Raw genomic sequence first — 13,569 nt, forward strand, 5'->3', positions numbered from 1 at the left:
TCAGGCGTTCTTCCTGCCGCGCAGAAGTGCGGCGCGGATCTGGTCGTTCTTGCTGAGCACAGGAGCGGGAACCACGACAGGTTTCGGCTCGGGTTCCTCGGCCTTCGCGGCGCTCTGCTTGAGGCTCAGGAAACGCTTCTGCGCGACCAATCGGTCTTCCTCCGACAGCGGCTCGACCGGTTCGCCGTCGATGCTATGACGCATGGAATCGGGCTGGGCGCTGGCGAAATAATAGCGCCGGCAATGGACATAGGCAGCGGTCGCGCGCCTCAGCGTCGTCACGCCGGCATCGGGCTTCAGAAGCGGGCGCAGCTCGTTGAACAAGCCTACGGCGAAGGGAAGGACCGGATCTCCGGGCTTGGCCGGAAGCACGCCTATCGGCCGGACCAACAGCGTGTTGATCGCGTTCGCCTTTTCCACGTCGAGCTCGGTCGCCGCAATCGGGCCGCGGCTGATCTTCCAGGGTTTGTCCATGCATTCTCCATAACGGCCGACTGTGATGGTATCTTGACGGAGAGGGTAGATAGAGGCGCAGGTCGCACATTGCTAGCCCTGCGACAAGCTGGATGCGGGGCACGATTTCCGAGTCGGGTTTATCGGCCTTCCAGGCATCTAATCGTTTTTTGTCACGGAAGTGCATTGACCTCCCGCTTCGATTACACTTCATATCCGCGCCCAAGATGAGTGACCGGCCGCGGGGAGGATTTATGCGGGTTTTCTCGAACATTGAAGAGCTGCGCCACACGCTGGATGCGCTGAAGCGGCAGGGGCGCACCGTCGGCCTCGTTCCGACCATGGGCTATCTCCACGCCGGACATCTGAAGCTCGTCACGCGCGCCCGGGCCGAGAACGACATCGTCGTCGTCTCGATCTTCGTCAATCCGCTGCAATTCGGCCCCGCCGAAGACCTCGGCAAATATCCGCGCGATCTCCAACGCGATGGCGACATGCTCAAGCAGGCCGGCGTGAATTTCCTCTTCGCGCCCGGTGTCGAGGATATGTATCCCCGCCCGATGAAGACGGTGGTCGACGTTCCCGATCTTGGCGGCGAACTCGAAGGCGCGGTCAGGCCCGGCCATTTTGCCGGCGTCGCCACCGTCGTCACCAAGCTTTTCAACATCGTCCAGCCGCAGACTGCCTATTTCGGGGAGAAGGACTACCAGCAGGTCGTCATCATCAAGCGCATGGTGGAGGATCTCGCCGCGCCGGTGCGGGTGATCTCTGTGCCGACTGTGCGCGACAGCGACGGCCTGGCCTTGTCGTCGCGCAATGTCTATCTCAGCCCCGATGAGCGGCGCGCGGCAGTGATCGTTCCGCAGGCGCTCGACGAGGCCGAGCGGCTCATCGCCGAAGGCATCACGGATGCGCAAGAACTCGAGGCGAAGCTTACCGCCTTCATCGGTCGCGAACCTCTGGCAAAACCCGAAGTCGTCGCCGTCAGGGATGCGGAAACGCTGGCGCCTGTCGCTTCGCTCGAAGACCCCATCGTCGTGGCACTCTTCGTGCGGATCGGCACGACGCGGCTTCTCGACAACAGAGTTGTGGGAGGCAACAGAGTTGTGGGAGGCAACAGCAGCCCGAACAGTAGAATGAGCCGGGACAGCCTAATGAGCGGCCCGCCGGGAAAGGGAGTGACGAAATGAGCGCCACCGGGTCTCAGAAGCGCCTGACGCCGACGCAGATCGCAGCCATGAAGGGCGGGAAGCCGATCGTCTGCCTCACTGCTTATACGACGCCGATGGCGCGCCTCCTCGACGAGCATTGCGACCTGCTGCTGGTCGGGGATTCGCTCGGCATGGTGCTCTACGGCATGGAGACCACGATCGGCGTGACGCTCGACATGATGATCGCCCATGGCAAGGCCGTGATGCGCGGCGTCGCCAATGCCTGCGTCGTCGTCGACATGCCCTTCGGCAGCTATCAGGAATCGAAGGAGACAGCCTTCCGCAACGCCGTGCGCATCATGCAGGAAACCGGCTGCGACGCCGTCAAGCTCGAAGGCGGCGAGGAGATGGCCGAAACCATAGCCTTCCTGACGAAGCGGGGCATTCCCGTGCTCGGCCATATCGGCCTGATGCCGCAGCTCGTCCATACCGCCGGCGGCTATCGCTCCGTCGGCCATTCCGAACATGAGACCTCGAAGATCCGCCGCGACGCGCATGCGATCGGTGGCTCCGGCGCGTTCGCCGTTGTTGTGGAGGGCACGGTGGAGCCGCTCGCCCGCGAGATAACGGCCTCGATCCACATACCGACAATCGGCATCGGCGCCTCTTCCGCCTGCGACGGTCAGATCCTCGTCTCAGACGACATTCTCGGCCTCTTCAACGATTTCAAGCCGCGTTTCGTCAAGCGCTACGACGAACTCGGCAAGAGGGTCGCGGACGCCGCCGCCTCCTACGCCGAGGAAGTGCGCGCGCGCAAATTTCCGGCAGCCGAACATACGTTCAAGCGCCGCAGCTGAGGCGAGGGCCACGGGTCCTTGGCAATAAGCTGGCGGCCGCCGTCGGTCACCAACCCGCATGCTGCGCGCGCATCGTCTCCACCGAGCGGCGCACCGCCTCTGCGACCTCCTGCAGTTGCCTGGCCATCGGCGTCGAATTGCGCCAGACCATGCCGACCGTTCGCGACGGCTGCGGCGAGGGGAAGCGGGAGATCGAGACATGGGCCGAGCGTGTTTCGACCGGAACGGCCATTTCCGGAATCAGTGTGATGCCAATGCCGGCGCCGACCATCTGGACGAGGGTGGAGAGCGAGCTGCCTTCCATGATTTCCCGCGGGCGGGCCGGGCCGACCTTGCAGAAGGACAGCGCCTGATCACGAAAACAGTGGCCCTCTTCGAGCAGCAGCAGCCGCATTTCGCGTAAAGCTTCGCGCTCTGGCACCGGCTTGTCTCCATCCTCCTGCCGCCTGACCAGCACGAATTCTTCCCTGAAAAGCTCGAGTTCGGTGAGCGACGGTTCCGACACCGGCAGCGCGACGATCGCCATGTCGAGCTGACCCTGCGTCAGTTCATGAACCAGCTTGCCTGTCTGCGTCTCGCGCACCTCGATCTGAATTCCGGCGAAGGTTTCGTTGAGATCGTTTATAATTGCCGGCAGCAGATAGGGCGCGATCGTCGGAATGATGCCGATGCGCAAGCGCGTGAGGAAGGATTCGCGCGAGGCGCGGGCGAATTCGCCAAGCTCATCGACGGCGCGCAGGATTTCGCGGACCCTTAGGGCAAAGCTCTGGCCGAACGGGGTAAGCTTGACCTCCCGGGCGCTTCGCTCGAAGAGCTCGCTGCCCAACTCTTGCTCAAGTTCTTTGATCTGCATGGAGAGCGCCGGCTGGGAGATGGCGCAGGCCTCGGCGGCTCGGCGGAAGCGGCCATCCCGCGCCAAGGCTTCAAAATAACGCAGTTGTTTCAGGGTGAGATTCTTCATAACTTCAGCTTATCGCGGCAATCAGTAAATCCAACTTAAAATTATTGAACGCTTCCGATATGAAGACCGCCAGGGAGAGTGGGGCGTCAGCTCGGCTCATCTTTTTGAACCGCAGACAGATCAACCAATGAAGGAGACGATCATGGACAACCCCACTGACAGCACAGGCAAATGCCCGGTGGCACATGGCAATACGCCGCGCGGCCGGTCCAACCGTGACTGGTGGCCGAACCAGCTGAACGTGCAGATTCTTCATCACAATTCCGGCCGCGCCGACCCGATGGGCAAGGACTTCGACTATGCCGAGGAGTTCAAAAAGCTCGATCTCGACGCGCTGAAGAAGGATCTGCATGCCCTGATGACGGATTCGCAGGACTGGTGGCCGGCCGACTTCGGCCATTACGGCGGCCTCTTCATCCGTATGGCCTGGCACAGCGCCGGCACCTACCGCATCACCGACGGCCGCGGCGGCGCCGGCCAGGGCCAGCAGCGTTTTGCGCCGCTCAACTCCTGGCCTGACAACGCCAACCTCGACAAGGCTCGCCGCCTGCTGTGGCCGATCAAGCAGAAATATGGCAACCGCATCTCCTGGGCCGACCTCCTGATCCTCACCGGCAACGTCGCACTCGAATCCATGGGCTTCAAGACCTTCGGCTTCGCCGGCGGCCGCGCCGACGTCTGGGAGCCGGAAGAGCTCTACTGGGGCCCCGAGGGCACCTGGCTCGGCGATGAGCGCTACAGCGGCGAACGTCAGCTGTCAGAACCGCTCGGCGCCGTCCAGATGGGCCTCATCTACGTCAACCCGGAAGGCCCGAACGGCAATCCCGACCCGGTCGCTGCGGCGCGCGACATCCGTGAAACCTTCGCGCGCATGGCAATGAACGACGAGGAAACCGTGGCGTTGATCGCCGGCGGCCACACCTTCGGCAAGACCCATGGTGCGGGCGATCCGTCCTTTATCGGCCCCGAGCCGGAAGGCGGCGCGATCGAGGACCAAGGCCTTGGCTGGAAGAGCTCGTTCGGCACCGGCGTCGGCAAGGACGCGATCACCGCCGGCCTCGAAGTCACCTGGTCGCAGACGCCAACCAGGTGGAGCAACCATTTCTTCGAAAACCTTTTCGCCCACGAGTGGGAGCTGACGAAGAGCCCGGCCGGCGCGCATCAGTGGCGGGCGAAGAACGCCGAAGCCTCCATTCCGGATGCTTATGAGCCGGGGAAGAAGCATGTGCCGACCATGCTGACCACCGATCTCTCGCTGCGTTTCGACCCGATCTATGAGAAGATCTCGCGCCGGTTCCTCGAAAATCCCGGTGAGTTCGCCGACGCTTTCGCCCGCGCCTGGTTCAAGCTGACCCACCGCGACATGGGACCGAAGGTGCGCTACCTCGGGCCGGAGGTTCCGGCCGAAGACTTGATCTGGCAGGACGTGATCCCGGCCGTCGACCATCCCCTCGTCGACGATAAGGACATTGCCGACCTCAAGGCGAAGGTTCTCGCCACAGGCCTTTCCGTCCAGGAACTGGTCTCGACCGCCTGGGCGTCCGCCTCGACCTTCCGCGGCTCCGACAAGCGCGGCGGCGCCAACGGCGCGCGCATCCGCCTTGCTCCGCAGAAGGACTGGGAAGCCAACCAGCCGGCCCAGCTCGCCAAGGTGCTCGGTGTTCTCGAAGGCATCCAGAAGGACTTCAACGCCGCCCAGACCGACGGTAAGAAGATCTCGCTTGCTGACTTGATCGTGCTCGCCGGTGCGGCCGGTGTCGAGAAGGCGGCAGCGGCCGGCGGCAACGCCATCAGCGTGCCTTTCACGCCCGGCCGCATGGATGCGTCGGACGCTCAGACCGACGCGCATTCCTTCGCCGCACTCGAGCCGCGCATCGACGGCTTCCGCAACTATGTGAACGACAAGCGTCTGCAGTTCATGAAGCCGGAAGAAGCGCTCGTCGACCGCGCCCAGCTCTTGACGCTGACCGGGCCTGAGATGACGGTCCTCGTCGGCGGCCTGCGCGTGCTGAAGGCAGGCAACCCCGAGCACGGCGTCTTCACCTCGCGCCCCGAGACACTGACGAACGACTTCTTCGTCAACCTGCTCGACATGGCGACGCAGTGGGTTCCAGCCGCCGGCAAGGACGGCGTCTACGAAGGCCGCGACCGCAAAACGGGTGCTGCCAAATGGACCGGCACCCGCGTCGACCTGATCTTCGGCTCGCACTCGCAGCTGCGCGCCTTCGCCGAAGTCTACGGCCAGGCCGACGCCAAGCAGAAGTTCGTCAAGGACTTCGTCGCCGCCTGGAACAAGGTCATGAACGCCGACCGCTTCGACCTCGTCCGATAAGGGCAGCCATCTTAGCCCGGGCGCGGTTCGGCCGTGCCCGGTTTTTTTGAGTGCCTTAGGATGGAAGCGTGCCCAGTTCCCTTCGCCGCCAGCGCAGTACGGGTCTCTCCCGAGCGCATCCTCGGCAGTGAGATAGCTGACGCGGCAACTCCAACCCTCATCCTTGTACGTTGCCGTTGCTGTATAGTGGGGTTGCGCGACGGGGATGCGTGTCATCCCTGGGTTTTGAACTCGTGCCTCAGCGAGCATCTCCGTCGCCATGTCTTCGCTCGAACGGTTGATTGGGCCTTGAGCCCGCGTTGCAAGGAGGAGCACCCATGCGTATCCCGCAAGCTTTCATGGTCGGCATCGATGTCTCGAAAGCCCATTTCGACGTGGCCGTCGAGGGCAAAAGCGCCGTTGGCCGCTTTGACAACGACGCGCCGGGCCGGACCGCGCTGGCGACGGCGATAGCCGGCGCCGAGCTGGTCGTCGTCGAGGCCACCGGCGGTTACGAGATGGCGATCGTCAGGGCGCTGATGGCCGCCGGTATTCCCATCGCCGTCGTCAATCCCCGCCAGGTGCGCGATTTCGCCAGGGCCAGCGGGCGGCTGGCCAAGACCGATCAGGTCGACGCCCGCGTCATTCTCCACTTCGCCAGAGCGATGCGGCCGGCACAGATCCCCCATATCGACGACGGCCGCATCGCGCTTGCTGCCCTCGTCGCCCGCCGCCGGCAGCTCATCGACATGGCGGTCGCCGAGAAGAACCGCCTCGAACATGCCCCGCAAGCCGTCGCCGCGCTGATTGGCGAGACCCTCGCCGCCCTCAAGAGCCAGCTCGCCCGCGTCGATGCCGCCATCGCGCTTGCCATCGAGGCCGAGCCCGACATGGCCGCACGCCGCGACCTGCTGCTGACCGTGCCAGGCATCGGCGAGGTCGGCGCCGCCGTGCTCATCGCCGAGCTGCCCGAACTCGGCGCCATCGACGACAAGAAGCTCGCAGCCCTCGTCGGCGTCGCCCCGGTCGCCCACGACAGCGGCACCTGGCGTGGCCAGCGCCACATCGCCGGCGGCCGCGCCACCGTCCGATGCGCTCTCTACATGGCAACGCTCTCGGCCATCCGTTGCAGCCCGACCATCAAGGCCTTCCACAAAAGACTGCGCGATGCCGGCAAACCACCCAAGGTCGCCCTCGTCGCTGCCATGCGGAAATTCATCGTCATGATCAACACGATTATCAAAAGACGAACCCCATGGAGCGAACTCCCAACAACACGGTTGCTGAGGCGCGCATCCCAAAGGCCGAATCCTCGAAGGACACGCCGCAACGCTTGCGTCTTGCGATCGTCAACGGTGCACCAGAGGGTGAGGCACTCTTGGACTACCCGCTCCTAGCCATCACCGATCTCCCATGCGATAAATGATCGACACACGGGAGGAGTTGATATGGACGCTTTGCAGGGTAAGGTCGCCGCCATCACCGGAGCTGCCTCCGGAATTGGGCTGGCATCGACGGAAGCGATCATCGCGGCAGGCGGTTCGGTCGTGATGATCGATCGGGATGAAGCTGCTCTAAACGAGGCCTGCGGCAGGCTAGGAGAGAAGGCGATCGCGTTGCGGCTCGACCTTCTTGATCCCGAGGAGTGCGCAAGCCTGCTCGATGGCATTCTGTCGAAAGCCGGCCAGTTGGACATCTTCCATGCGAACGCGGGCACCTATATCGGCGGAGATCTGGCGGACGCCGGTCTGGATGCGATCGACCGCATGCTCAATCTGAATGTGAACGTCGTCATAAAGAACGTCCGCACAGTCATACCCCACATGATCGAAAGAGGTACGGGAGATATCATCGTGACCAGCTCGGTCGCGGGCCACGCCCCGGTTCCATGGGAGCCGGTCTACTCCCCGTCGAAGTGGGCGATGCACTGCTTCGTCCAGACTATGCGGCGGCAACTCTTCAAGAACGGCATCCGCGTGGGGTCCGTCTCGCCAGGCCCGGTCGTCAGCGCCTTGCTGAAGGACTGGCCGGAGGAGAACCTGCGCAAAGCAAGGGAGGCAGGCGCCTTGATCGAACCGCGAGACGTTGCCGAAGCCGTGCTCTTCATGCTGACCCGGCCGCGCAACGTGACGATCCGCGACATGGTAATTCTGCCGAGCTCCTTCGACATTTGATGTGAGCGGAAGGCAGGGCGGACTCCTTCCGCATGGGGGAGGACGTGGTATTGATGTGCCGTGTGGCACGCTCATCCACTTTATTCTGAATAGGCTGAAGCTCTCTTGGACTACCACCCGACCGTCCAATCCTCGACGCGCAAGCCTTCGACGCGCTGGAATTCCCCGACATTGTTGGTGACGAGAACCAGATCGCGGCTCCTGGCTTGCGCGGCGATCAGCACATCGTAGGGACCGATCGGCTTTCCCTTGGCCGCCAATGCGGCGCGGATCTCCCCGGCTGCCCGCGCATCCTCGCGCTCGAAACCGACGGCTGGGAAATCCGCCATGAACAGGCGCAGGGTTTCGAGATTGTAGGAAATTTTAGCGCTCTTGTGGGCCCCGTAATAGAGTTCGTGCATGACGACGGTGGAGAGGCCGATCGATCCCTCGTCACTCTCCATCAGTCGAGCGAGCAGCATGTCGGACTTGCGGCCGATCAAGGCAATCACGGCATTGGTGTCGATCAGATGCGTAATCACTTGAACAGGTCCTGAAGACCAGGCCTCTCCTGATCCTCGGGTTGCTCTCTTCCTTGTGCCATGAAATCGTCGCTGAGGCCGCGCTCCAGGGCGCTGCGCAACGAGGCCCACCGCACGCCATGATCGGTCCGCGGCCGGAGAATGATCGCATCGCCTTCCCGTGTCACTTCCACCTGATCCACGTCGAAGCGAAACTCCTTCGGCAGCCGGACGGCCTGCGAATTGCCGGATTGAAACACGCGCGCATATTGCGGCATAGAGAACGCTCCACAGCTTGTATATATACGTATGTATATACGCGGCTGGCGCCACTCATGCAAGAAGCCGTTCCACTAACGAGGCAGAATGCCGAAAGGCGAGAGCGTCAGCAGATCGGGATCATCAGTCTCCGTCGCTTTCGCCACCTCGGCGTGGCTCATGCTGTAGCCGTAGGCAAGGACGCGCACACCGTCGATCATGAAGAACTGGGCCTGGTCCAGGCCGGGCCGCAGCGTTGCCGTCACAGTGACTGTTTCATACATTCTTTCGAGATGCAGAGGCTCCTGCGGAACGACGCGCACCAGCTGGTTGGGCGGAGGGGAAGGCATATGGCTGCAGGCTCCGGCCCAGGGGACCAGCATGAATTCGTAAACGAGATCGTCGTCCTGGTCGACCGGCAGCACGAACCCCGTCAATTCGACCGGCTGGCCCTCGTCATGCCAGGCGAGCGTTTCACCCTGCGGGCCGCTGACCGTCTTGCCCGATAGCGGCATTGTCGCCTTGGCCTGATCGGCCGGCCGCAAAGCACTCCAGAAAATGGGCTGCGCTGCAGCCAAGGTGTCGGAAACCGGCCATGCGAAACCGAATGCCAGCATCGCAAACGTCAGGAAAAAAGGTCTCAGCTTCATCATCGCATCTCCCCGGGCCGGTCGCGGACCGCCTGCCACTGCCGCACGGATGCTACTCCCGATCCCGCTCGCCCGTCCATCAGCCGAGCTCCCTATGCGTATTGGCCGTCGGCGAATGCTGACCGAGCAGATCGGCGGCGATCGGCAGAAGCGAGGCCCCCCCGCAAGCCCGGCGGGACCCGAGAGACGCGTCACCGCGAGTGTCGGCCTGGTCAACGACCGCCGGCCGGCGACGTCGAGGGGCGCTGAGATCGACCCGCGCCCAGCCGCTGCAATATTTCGCACGAGAAAAAACCGACGACGACGATCGCATCGGGATTGAAGAGCTGGACGACGGTTGCGAACGGCTTCGACAGCCTCTCGCCGCCGAGAACAAGTTGCCAGCCTTTCATGTCATGCACTTAACATGGATTCGCACCGTCATGTCTGGCTCACGCATTGACCCATCGCCGATGGGTGAGGGCGCCGGTTTCATCATAGCTGAACAGAGCTCTTCGGTTGTCCTGCTGGCGCAATTGAAACCAGTCCAGCGTCCGGGCGCGAAAACTCAGCACGCCAAAGCGCGCCTTCCCCTCCACTTCGCCGCGAGGCTCCGGCAATTCGCCCACGGTTTCGAAGGCGCATTCATCTCCCGGCGGCCCGCCGGTATAGGTCATCCGCGTCCGGTTGGGCAGCTTTTCCCAAGCCGCGTCGGCGCCTTCGCTTCCGGGGCCATGGCGTTCGACCGTGCCTTGAAGCCGTAACTGCAGCCGGGCCTGTGGGCAGAAGCCGAGGACGGTGACATGAGGATTTGCCGAAAGCTCCAGCCATTTCGGGCTTCGCGTATCGGTGTGAAATTCAAGGCTGCGCGTCGCTCTGTCGGCCGCCCGCAATACCACCATGCGCGCCTGCGGCCTGTTTTCGGCATCAACCGAGCAGAGGTTCACATAACGGAAACCCGATTGCGGACCTGCCGCAGCCGCTTCGAGTTCCGCCCATGCCGAGGCGTTGATGTCATGGAGATCCACCGGCAGGCCTCGCTCAGACGGAACGGGCGATGCCGCCGTCAACGCGGATGTTCTGGCCGGTGATGTAGCCCGCACCCTCCGACAGGAGAAAGGCGATGGTGGCGGCGATTTCCTCGCTCGTGCCGTAACGGCGCATCGGAACGCTGTCGCGCCGCTCGTCGGTCGCGGGCAGGCTGTCGATCCAGCCGGGCAGGACGTTGTTCATGCGGATGTTCTTGGCCGCATAGCTGTCGGCGAAGATCTTGGTGAAGCTCGCCAGTCCCGCCCGGGCGACCGCAGAGGTCGGGAACATCGGCGAAGGCTCGAAGGCCCATGCCGTCGAAATGTTGACGATCGCGCCGCCGCCTTGGGCCTCCATGATCGGCGTCACAAGTCGGGTCGGCCGCACGGCGCTGAGGAAATAGACCTCCATGCCCTTGTGCCAGTCCTCGTCGGAGATTTCGAGGATCGGTGCACGCGGGCCGTGGCCGGCCGAATTGACCAGCGCGTCGATCCGCCCCCATCGCTCCATCGCCTGGTTGACGAGCCGCTTCACATCGTCGTTCGACTGGTTCGAGCCGGTGACGCCGACGCCGCCGAGTTCGTTGGCCAGCGCCTCTCCCTTGCCGGAGGAGGAGAGAACGGCGACGCGATAGCCGTCGGCTGCAAGCTTCCTTGCGGCTGCAGCGCCCATGCCGGACCCGCCTGCGGTGATGAGAGCGACTTTTACTTCAGACATTGAGACCTCCGACAGCTGATTTTGCGCAGCATTATGACAGATGCCGGCGGGACTTTCGCGCGAGAAAGAAAGCTGCCAGACTGTAGAAAATCTACTGGATATGCCGATGACCCAATCCCGCCGCACGCTGCCGCCTCTGAATGCCCTGCGCGCCTTCGAGGTCTCGGGCCGCAGGCTGAATTTCCGCGCCGCCGCCGAGGAGCTCGGCGTCACGCAAGGGGCGGTCGCGCAGCAGGTTCGCGCGCTGGAAGACCAGCTCGGCCTCAGACTGTTTCAACGCCTTGCCCGCGGCCTCACGCTCACTGCCTATGGCACGGCCTATCTGGCGGATGTGACCCGCGCCTTCGACATGCTTGCCGATGCGACGGGGCGGCTTCTCGACCGGCCTGAAATGGTGACGATCAGCGCCACTCCCACGGTCGCCACCAGGCTGTTGATCCCGCGGCTCGCGGAGCTCTATGCCGCTCTTCCCGACATCGATCTGAGGACGGTCGCGACCGAGACGCTCGCCGATTTCGACCGCGACCAGGTTGATATCGCAGTGCGCCTCACCCGCCCGCCTTTTCCGGCAAACCTGCAGGCCCAGATGTTGTTCCGCCAGGAGCTGATCGCGGTCGCAAGCCCGCATCTGGTTAAAGGCCTGACCTTGCCCTTGACCGTCGAAGAACTTCGCAAACTGCCGCTTCTGCACGACTCGCACGATCATTGGCCGGTATTCCTGCGCACGCGCGAGAAGCTGCCCGGCGCGGCCTTCAACCATACGACCCTGGCGCTCGACGCCGCGCTCGCCGGCCAGGGCGTCGTGCTCGCCTGCCGCGCCTTCGTCATGGCCGATCTCGAAGCAGGACGGCTGGTGCGGGTGACGGATGCGACCGCGACCATCGGACCAGATTACTTCCTCGTGCGCAAACGCTCCTCATCGCCGCGAAAGGCCGTCGATGCGGTCTGGGACTGGTGCGCGACCCAGTTGTCGCTTTCCTGAAGCGCCGCATGAAAGCAGGGCGCTAGCCCTCCAGCGCCTCGATCATCTCAACCCGCGTTGCATGCCGGCCGCCCTCCGAGGAGCGTTGGAGAGCCGCACTTGCCCGTCACGCCAGCAACACCTTGCCACCCCTCCTGAAGGGCAGGGCGGCGCGCAGCGCCTCGCCGATCTTTTCCAGAGGAAAGACCTCCCGCACTTCGGTCGCGATCACCTTGGAGGCGATCATCGCCGCCACCTCTGCATAGGCGCGCTGGACGTCGCCCATCGTCTCGGAATGGACCCACTCCCTGAGGTGGCAGAAGGAAAAGGCAATGTCGGGATGGGAGGCCCAGAATGACGGCGGGATGCTCTCTCCCGAAAGCAGGCCGTAATGCAGGAAATGCCCGCCGGGCCTCAGCGCATCGGCAAGGATCGAGGCGCGGGCGCCGCCGACGCAATCGAGCACCGCGTCGAGCCCATGCCGGCCAGCGAGGCCGGTGACGAGATCGCCGTCCGCTCTGTCGACGATGATGGCCTCGGGCCGGCCACGCAGACGCGCGAGAGATTCTTCGCTGCGGACGATTGCGATCGGCTCCACGCCAACCGCATTCGCCATGCCGATCAGGATCGATCCGATCGAAGAGGCGGCGGCGTTGATGGCGATGCGCATGCCGGGTCTCAGCCCGATCTTCTTATGCAGCATCAGCCAGCCAGTCATCGGGTTGACGTAGCTGGTCGCGGCCTGGAAGTCGGAAAGCGCATCGGGTACGCGAAGGCACCAGCTCGGATCGGTATCCTTGAATTCCTGCCACCCGCCGGCGCTGCGCACCGGCAGCACGCGCGTTCCCGGCACAAGTCCGTGCACTTCCTCGCCGCACGCCTCGACCACCCCGAAGGCTTCGAAGCCGGGGATGAAGGGCAAGGTCGTACGACCGGCATAGGCGCCTGAGATGGTGATGATATCGGAGGGATTGATCGAGCGCGCCAGCAGGCGCACGCGAACCTGATCGCGCGAGAGCGGCGCCAGTTCGGCCCGTTCGATCCCGACGACCTCCTCGGCCGGCCCGAATTTTCGCACGACCGCCTGATATTGCATTTGCATCCCCCACACAGTCGGTTAGAACACGCCGTCGAAATTTCGGTGATCGAATGAGCGTTGACGACAGGCCTTTAGCATCGTTCCGGGTCTCGATGCGAGACATCGACATTTATGGTCATGTCCACAACTCGGTTTATCTCGATTATTGCGAGGATGCGGTCGTCGAGTTGCTGCGCCACCGTGAGATCCTCAGCCACTTCCGCCACACCACCTCTGGTGTGGCTTATCACGTCAAGAAGGCGGAGATCACCTTTCACAGCCCGATCGATGTCGACGATATCGTCGAGGCGAAGGTCAAGGTCGAGAAGATCGGGCGGTCGAGCCTCTCCTTTACGATCGAGCTCTATCGCCAGCGCGACGGCGCCCATTGCGCCTCGGCCGGCCTCGTCTGGGTCTGCGTCGGCCTCTCCGACAGCCGCCCGACGCCGATCCCGGAGGCGACCAGGGCCGCCTTGTCGCAGGGCTGACC

15 protein-coding genes and 1 pseudogene are annotated in these 13,569 nt (G+C 63.6%); 7 read left to right on the forward strand and 9 right to left on the reverse strand.

Annotated elements, in window-relative coordinates; translation table 11 throughout:
- Complete coding sequence (locus AMK00_RS27020; protein WP_064812340.1) at positions 1-474, reverse strand: ProQ/FINO family protein; 474 nt, start codon at positions 472-474, stop codon at positions 1-3.
- Positions 475-707: 233 nt separating this feature from the next.
- On the opposite strand from AMK00_RS27020, the gene panC reads away from it, so the two are divergent.
- Together panC and panB are read left to right on the forward strand one after the other, a co-directional pair.
- On the forward strand, positions 708-1,643 hold the full coding sequence (gene panC, locus AMK00_RS27025) for a pantoate--beta-alanine ligase (RefSeq protein WP_064812341.1): 936 nt from the start codon (positions 708-710) through the stop codon (positions 1,641-1,643).
- Positions 1,640-2,461, forward strand: a complete 822-nt coding sequence (gene panB / locus AMK00_RS27030) for a 3-methyl-2-oxobutanoate hydroxymethyltransferase (protein WP_064812342.1) — start codon at positions 1,640-1,642, stop codon at positions 2,459-2,461. Before panC ends, panB begins: the two co-directional genes overlap by 4 nt.
- Positions 2,462-2,507: 46 nt before the next feature.
- On the opposite strand, the gene AMK00_RS27035 is transcribed toward panB, so the two are convergent.
- Positions 2,508-3,422, reverse strand: coding sequence for a hydrogen peroxide-inducible genes activator (locus tag AMK00_RS27035; protein ID WP_064812343.1), 915 nt, complete (start codon positions 3,420-3,422; stop codon positions 2,508-2,510).
- 142 nt (positions 3,423-3,564) lie between these two features.
- Between AMK00_RS27035 and katG the strand changes: the two genes are divergently transcribed.
- The 3 genes and pseudogenes from katG to AMK00_RS27050 all read left to right on the forward strand — a co-directional run bounded on the left by katG (position 3,565) and on the right by AMK00_RS27050 (position 7,907).
- Complete coding sequence (gene katG, locus AMK00_RS27040; protein WP_064813151.1) at positions 3,565-5,754, forward strand: catalase/peroxidase HPI; 2,190 nt, start codon at positions 3,565-3,567, stop codon at positions 5,752-5,754.
- Positions 5,755-6,071: 317 nt separating this feature from the next.
- Positions 6,072-7,020, forward strand: a pseudogene (locus AMK00_RS27045) (IS110 family transposase).
- 161 nt (positions 7,021-7,181) lie between these two features.
- Complete coding sequence (locus AMK00_RS27050) at positions 7,182-7,907, forward strand: SDR family oxidoreductase (protein ID WP_064812344.1); 726 nt, start codon at positions 7,182-7,184, stop codon at positions 7,905-7,907.
- Positions 7,908-8,017: 110 nt separating this feature from the next.
- On the opposite strand, the gene AMK00_RS27055 is transcribed toward AMK00_RS27050, so the two are convergent.
- The 6 genes from AMK00_RS27055 to AMK00_RS27080 form a co-directional block, all read right to left on the reverse strand.
- The gene (locus AMK00_RS27055) at positions 8,018-8,428 is read right to left on the reverse strand and encodes a type II toxin-antitoxin system VapC family toxin (protein WP_064812345.1); all 411 of its coding nucleotides are present in this window, start codon (positions 8,426-8,428) and stop codon (positions 8,018-8,020) included.
- Entirely contained in the window at positions 8,425-8,685 is a 261-nt protein-coding gene (locus tag AMK00_RS27060) for an AbrB/MazE/SpoVT family DNA-binding domain-containing protein (RefSeq protein WP_064812346.1), read from the reverse strand. Before AMK00_RS27060 ends, AMK00_RS27055 begins: the two co-directional genes overlap by 4 nt.
- A gap of 75 nt (positions 8,686-8,760) precedes the next feature.
- Positions 8,761-9,318, reverse strand: coding sequence for a DUF3299 domain-containing protein (locus tag AMK00_RS27065; protein WP_064812347.1), 558 nt, complete (start codon positions 9,316-9,318; stop codon positions 8,761-8,763).
- A 209-nt stretch (positions 9,319-9,527) separates the two neighbouring features.
- The gene (locus AMK00_RS27070; protein ID WP_064812348.1) at positions 9,528-9,707 is read right to left on the reverse strand and encodes a hypothetical protein; all 180 of its coding nucleotides are present in this window, start codon (positions 9,705-9,707) and stop codon (positions 9,528-9,530) included.
- A 39-nt stretch (positions 9,708-9,746) separates the two neighbouring features.
- Positions 9,747-10,322 (reverse strand): pyridoxamine 5'-phosphate oxidase family protein, encoded by a 576-nt coding sequence (locus AMK00_RS27075; protein WP_064812349.1) that lies wholly within the window; start codon positions 10,320-10,322, stop codon positions 9,747-9,749.
- A gap of 13 nt (positions 10,323-10,335) precedes the next feature.
- A complete protein-coding gene (locus AMK00_RS27080; protein WP_064812350.1) occupies positions 10,336-11,040 on the reverse strand; it encodes an SDR family oxidoreductase in 705 nt (234 codons plus the stop codon).
- 106 nt (positions 11,041-11,146) lie between these two features.
- Between AMK00_RS27080 and AMK00_RS27085 the strand changes: the two genes are divergently transcribed.
- Positions 11,147-12,022, forward strand: a complete 876-nt coding sequence (locus tag AMK00_RS27085; RefSeq protein WP_064813153.1) for a LysR substrate-binding domain-containing protein — start codon at positions 11,147-11,149, stop codon at positions 12,020-12,022.
- A 106-nt stretch (positions 12,023-12,128) separates the two neighbouring features.
- Here AMK00_RS27085 and AMK00_RS27090 read toward each other — a convergent pair whose 3' ends face one another.
- A complete protein-coding gene (locus AMK00_RS27090; protein WP_064813155.1) occupies positions 12,129-13,097 on the reverse strand; it encodes a zinc-dependent alcohol dehydrogenase family protein in 969 nt (322 codons plus the stop codon).
- 53 nt (positions 13,098-13,150) lie between these two features.
- Between AMK00_RS27090 and AMK00_RS27095 the strand changes: the two genes are divergently transcribed.
- A complete protein-coding gene (locus AMK00_RS27095; RefSeq protein ID WP_064812351.1) occupies positions 13,151-13,567 on the forward strand; it encodes an acyl-CoA thioesterase in 417 nt (138 codons plus the stop codon).
- Positions 13,568-13,569: the final 2 nt, after the last annotated feature.

The organism is Rhizobium sp. N621 (genome assembly GCF_001664325.1).
GTDB classification, from domain to species: domain Bacteria; phylum Pseudomonadota; class Alphaproteobacteria; order Rhizobiales; family Rhizobiaceae; genus Rhizobium; species Rhizobium esperanzae.

What these genes read in the sequence shown, in the direction of transcription:
- AMK00_RS27020 (WP_064812340.1), bottom strand. Translation starts at nt 474, where the DNA reads ATGGACAAACCCTGGAAGATCAGCCGCGGCCCGATTGCGGCGACCGAG.
- AMK00_RS27090 (WP_064813155.1), bottom strand. Translation starts at nt 13,097, where the DNA reads ATGCAATATCAGGCGGTCGTGCGAAAATTCGGGCCGGCCGAGGAGGTC.
- panC (WP_064812341.1), top strand. Translation starts at nt 708, where the DNA reads ATGCGGGTTTTCTCGAACATTGAAGAGCTGCGCCACACGCTGGATGCG.
- AMK00_RS27065 (WP_064812347.1), bottom strand. Translation starts at nt 9,318, where the DNA reads ATGATGAAGCTGAGACCTTTTTTCCTGACGTTTGCGATGCTGGCATTC.
- AMK00_RS27060 (WP_064812346.1), bottom strand. Translation starts at nt 8,685, where the DNA reads ATGCCGCAATATGCGCGCGTGTTTCAATCCGGCAATTCGCAGGCCGTC.
- AMK00_RS27095 (WP_064812351.1), top strand. Translation starts at nt 13,151, where the DNA reads ATGAGCGTTGACGACAGGCCTTTAGCATCGTTCCGGGTCTCGATGCGA.
- AMK00_RS27080 (WP_064812350.1), bottom strand. Translation starts at nt 11,040, where the DNA reads ATGTCTGAAGTAAAAGTCGCTCTCATCACCGCAGGCGGGTCCGGCATG.
- AMK00_RS27070 (WP_064812348.1), bottom strand. Translation starts at nt 9,707, where the DNA reads ATGAAAGGCTGGCAACTTGTTCTCGGCGGCGAGAGGCTGTCGAAGCCG.
- AMK00_RS27035 (WP_064812343.1), bottom strand. Translation starts at nt 3,422, where the DNA reads ATGAAGAATCTCACCCTGAAACAACTGCGTTATTTTGAAGCCTTGGCG.
- katG (WP_064813151.1), top strand. Translation starts at nt 3,565, where the DNA reads ATGGACAACCCCACTGACAGCACAGGCAAATGCCCGGTGGCACATGGC.
- AMK00_RS27050 (WP_064812344.1), top strand. Translation starts at nt 7,182, where the DNA reads ATGGACGCTTTGCAGGGTAAGGTCGCCGCCATCACCGGAGCTGCCTCC.
- AMK00_RS27085 (WP_064813153.1), top strand. Translation starts at nt 11,147, where the DNA reads ATGACCCAATCCCGCCGCACGCTGCCGCCTCTGAATGCCCTGCGCGCC.
- panB (WP_064812342.1), top strand. Translation starts at nt 1,640, where the DNA reads ATGAGCGCCACCGGGTCTCAGAAGCGCCTGACGCCGACGCAGATCGCA.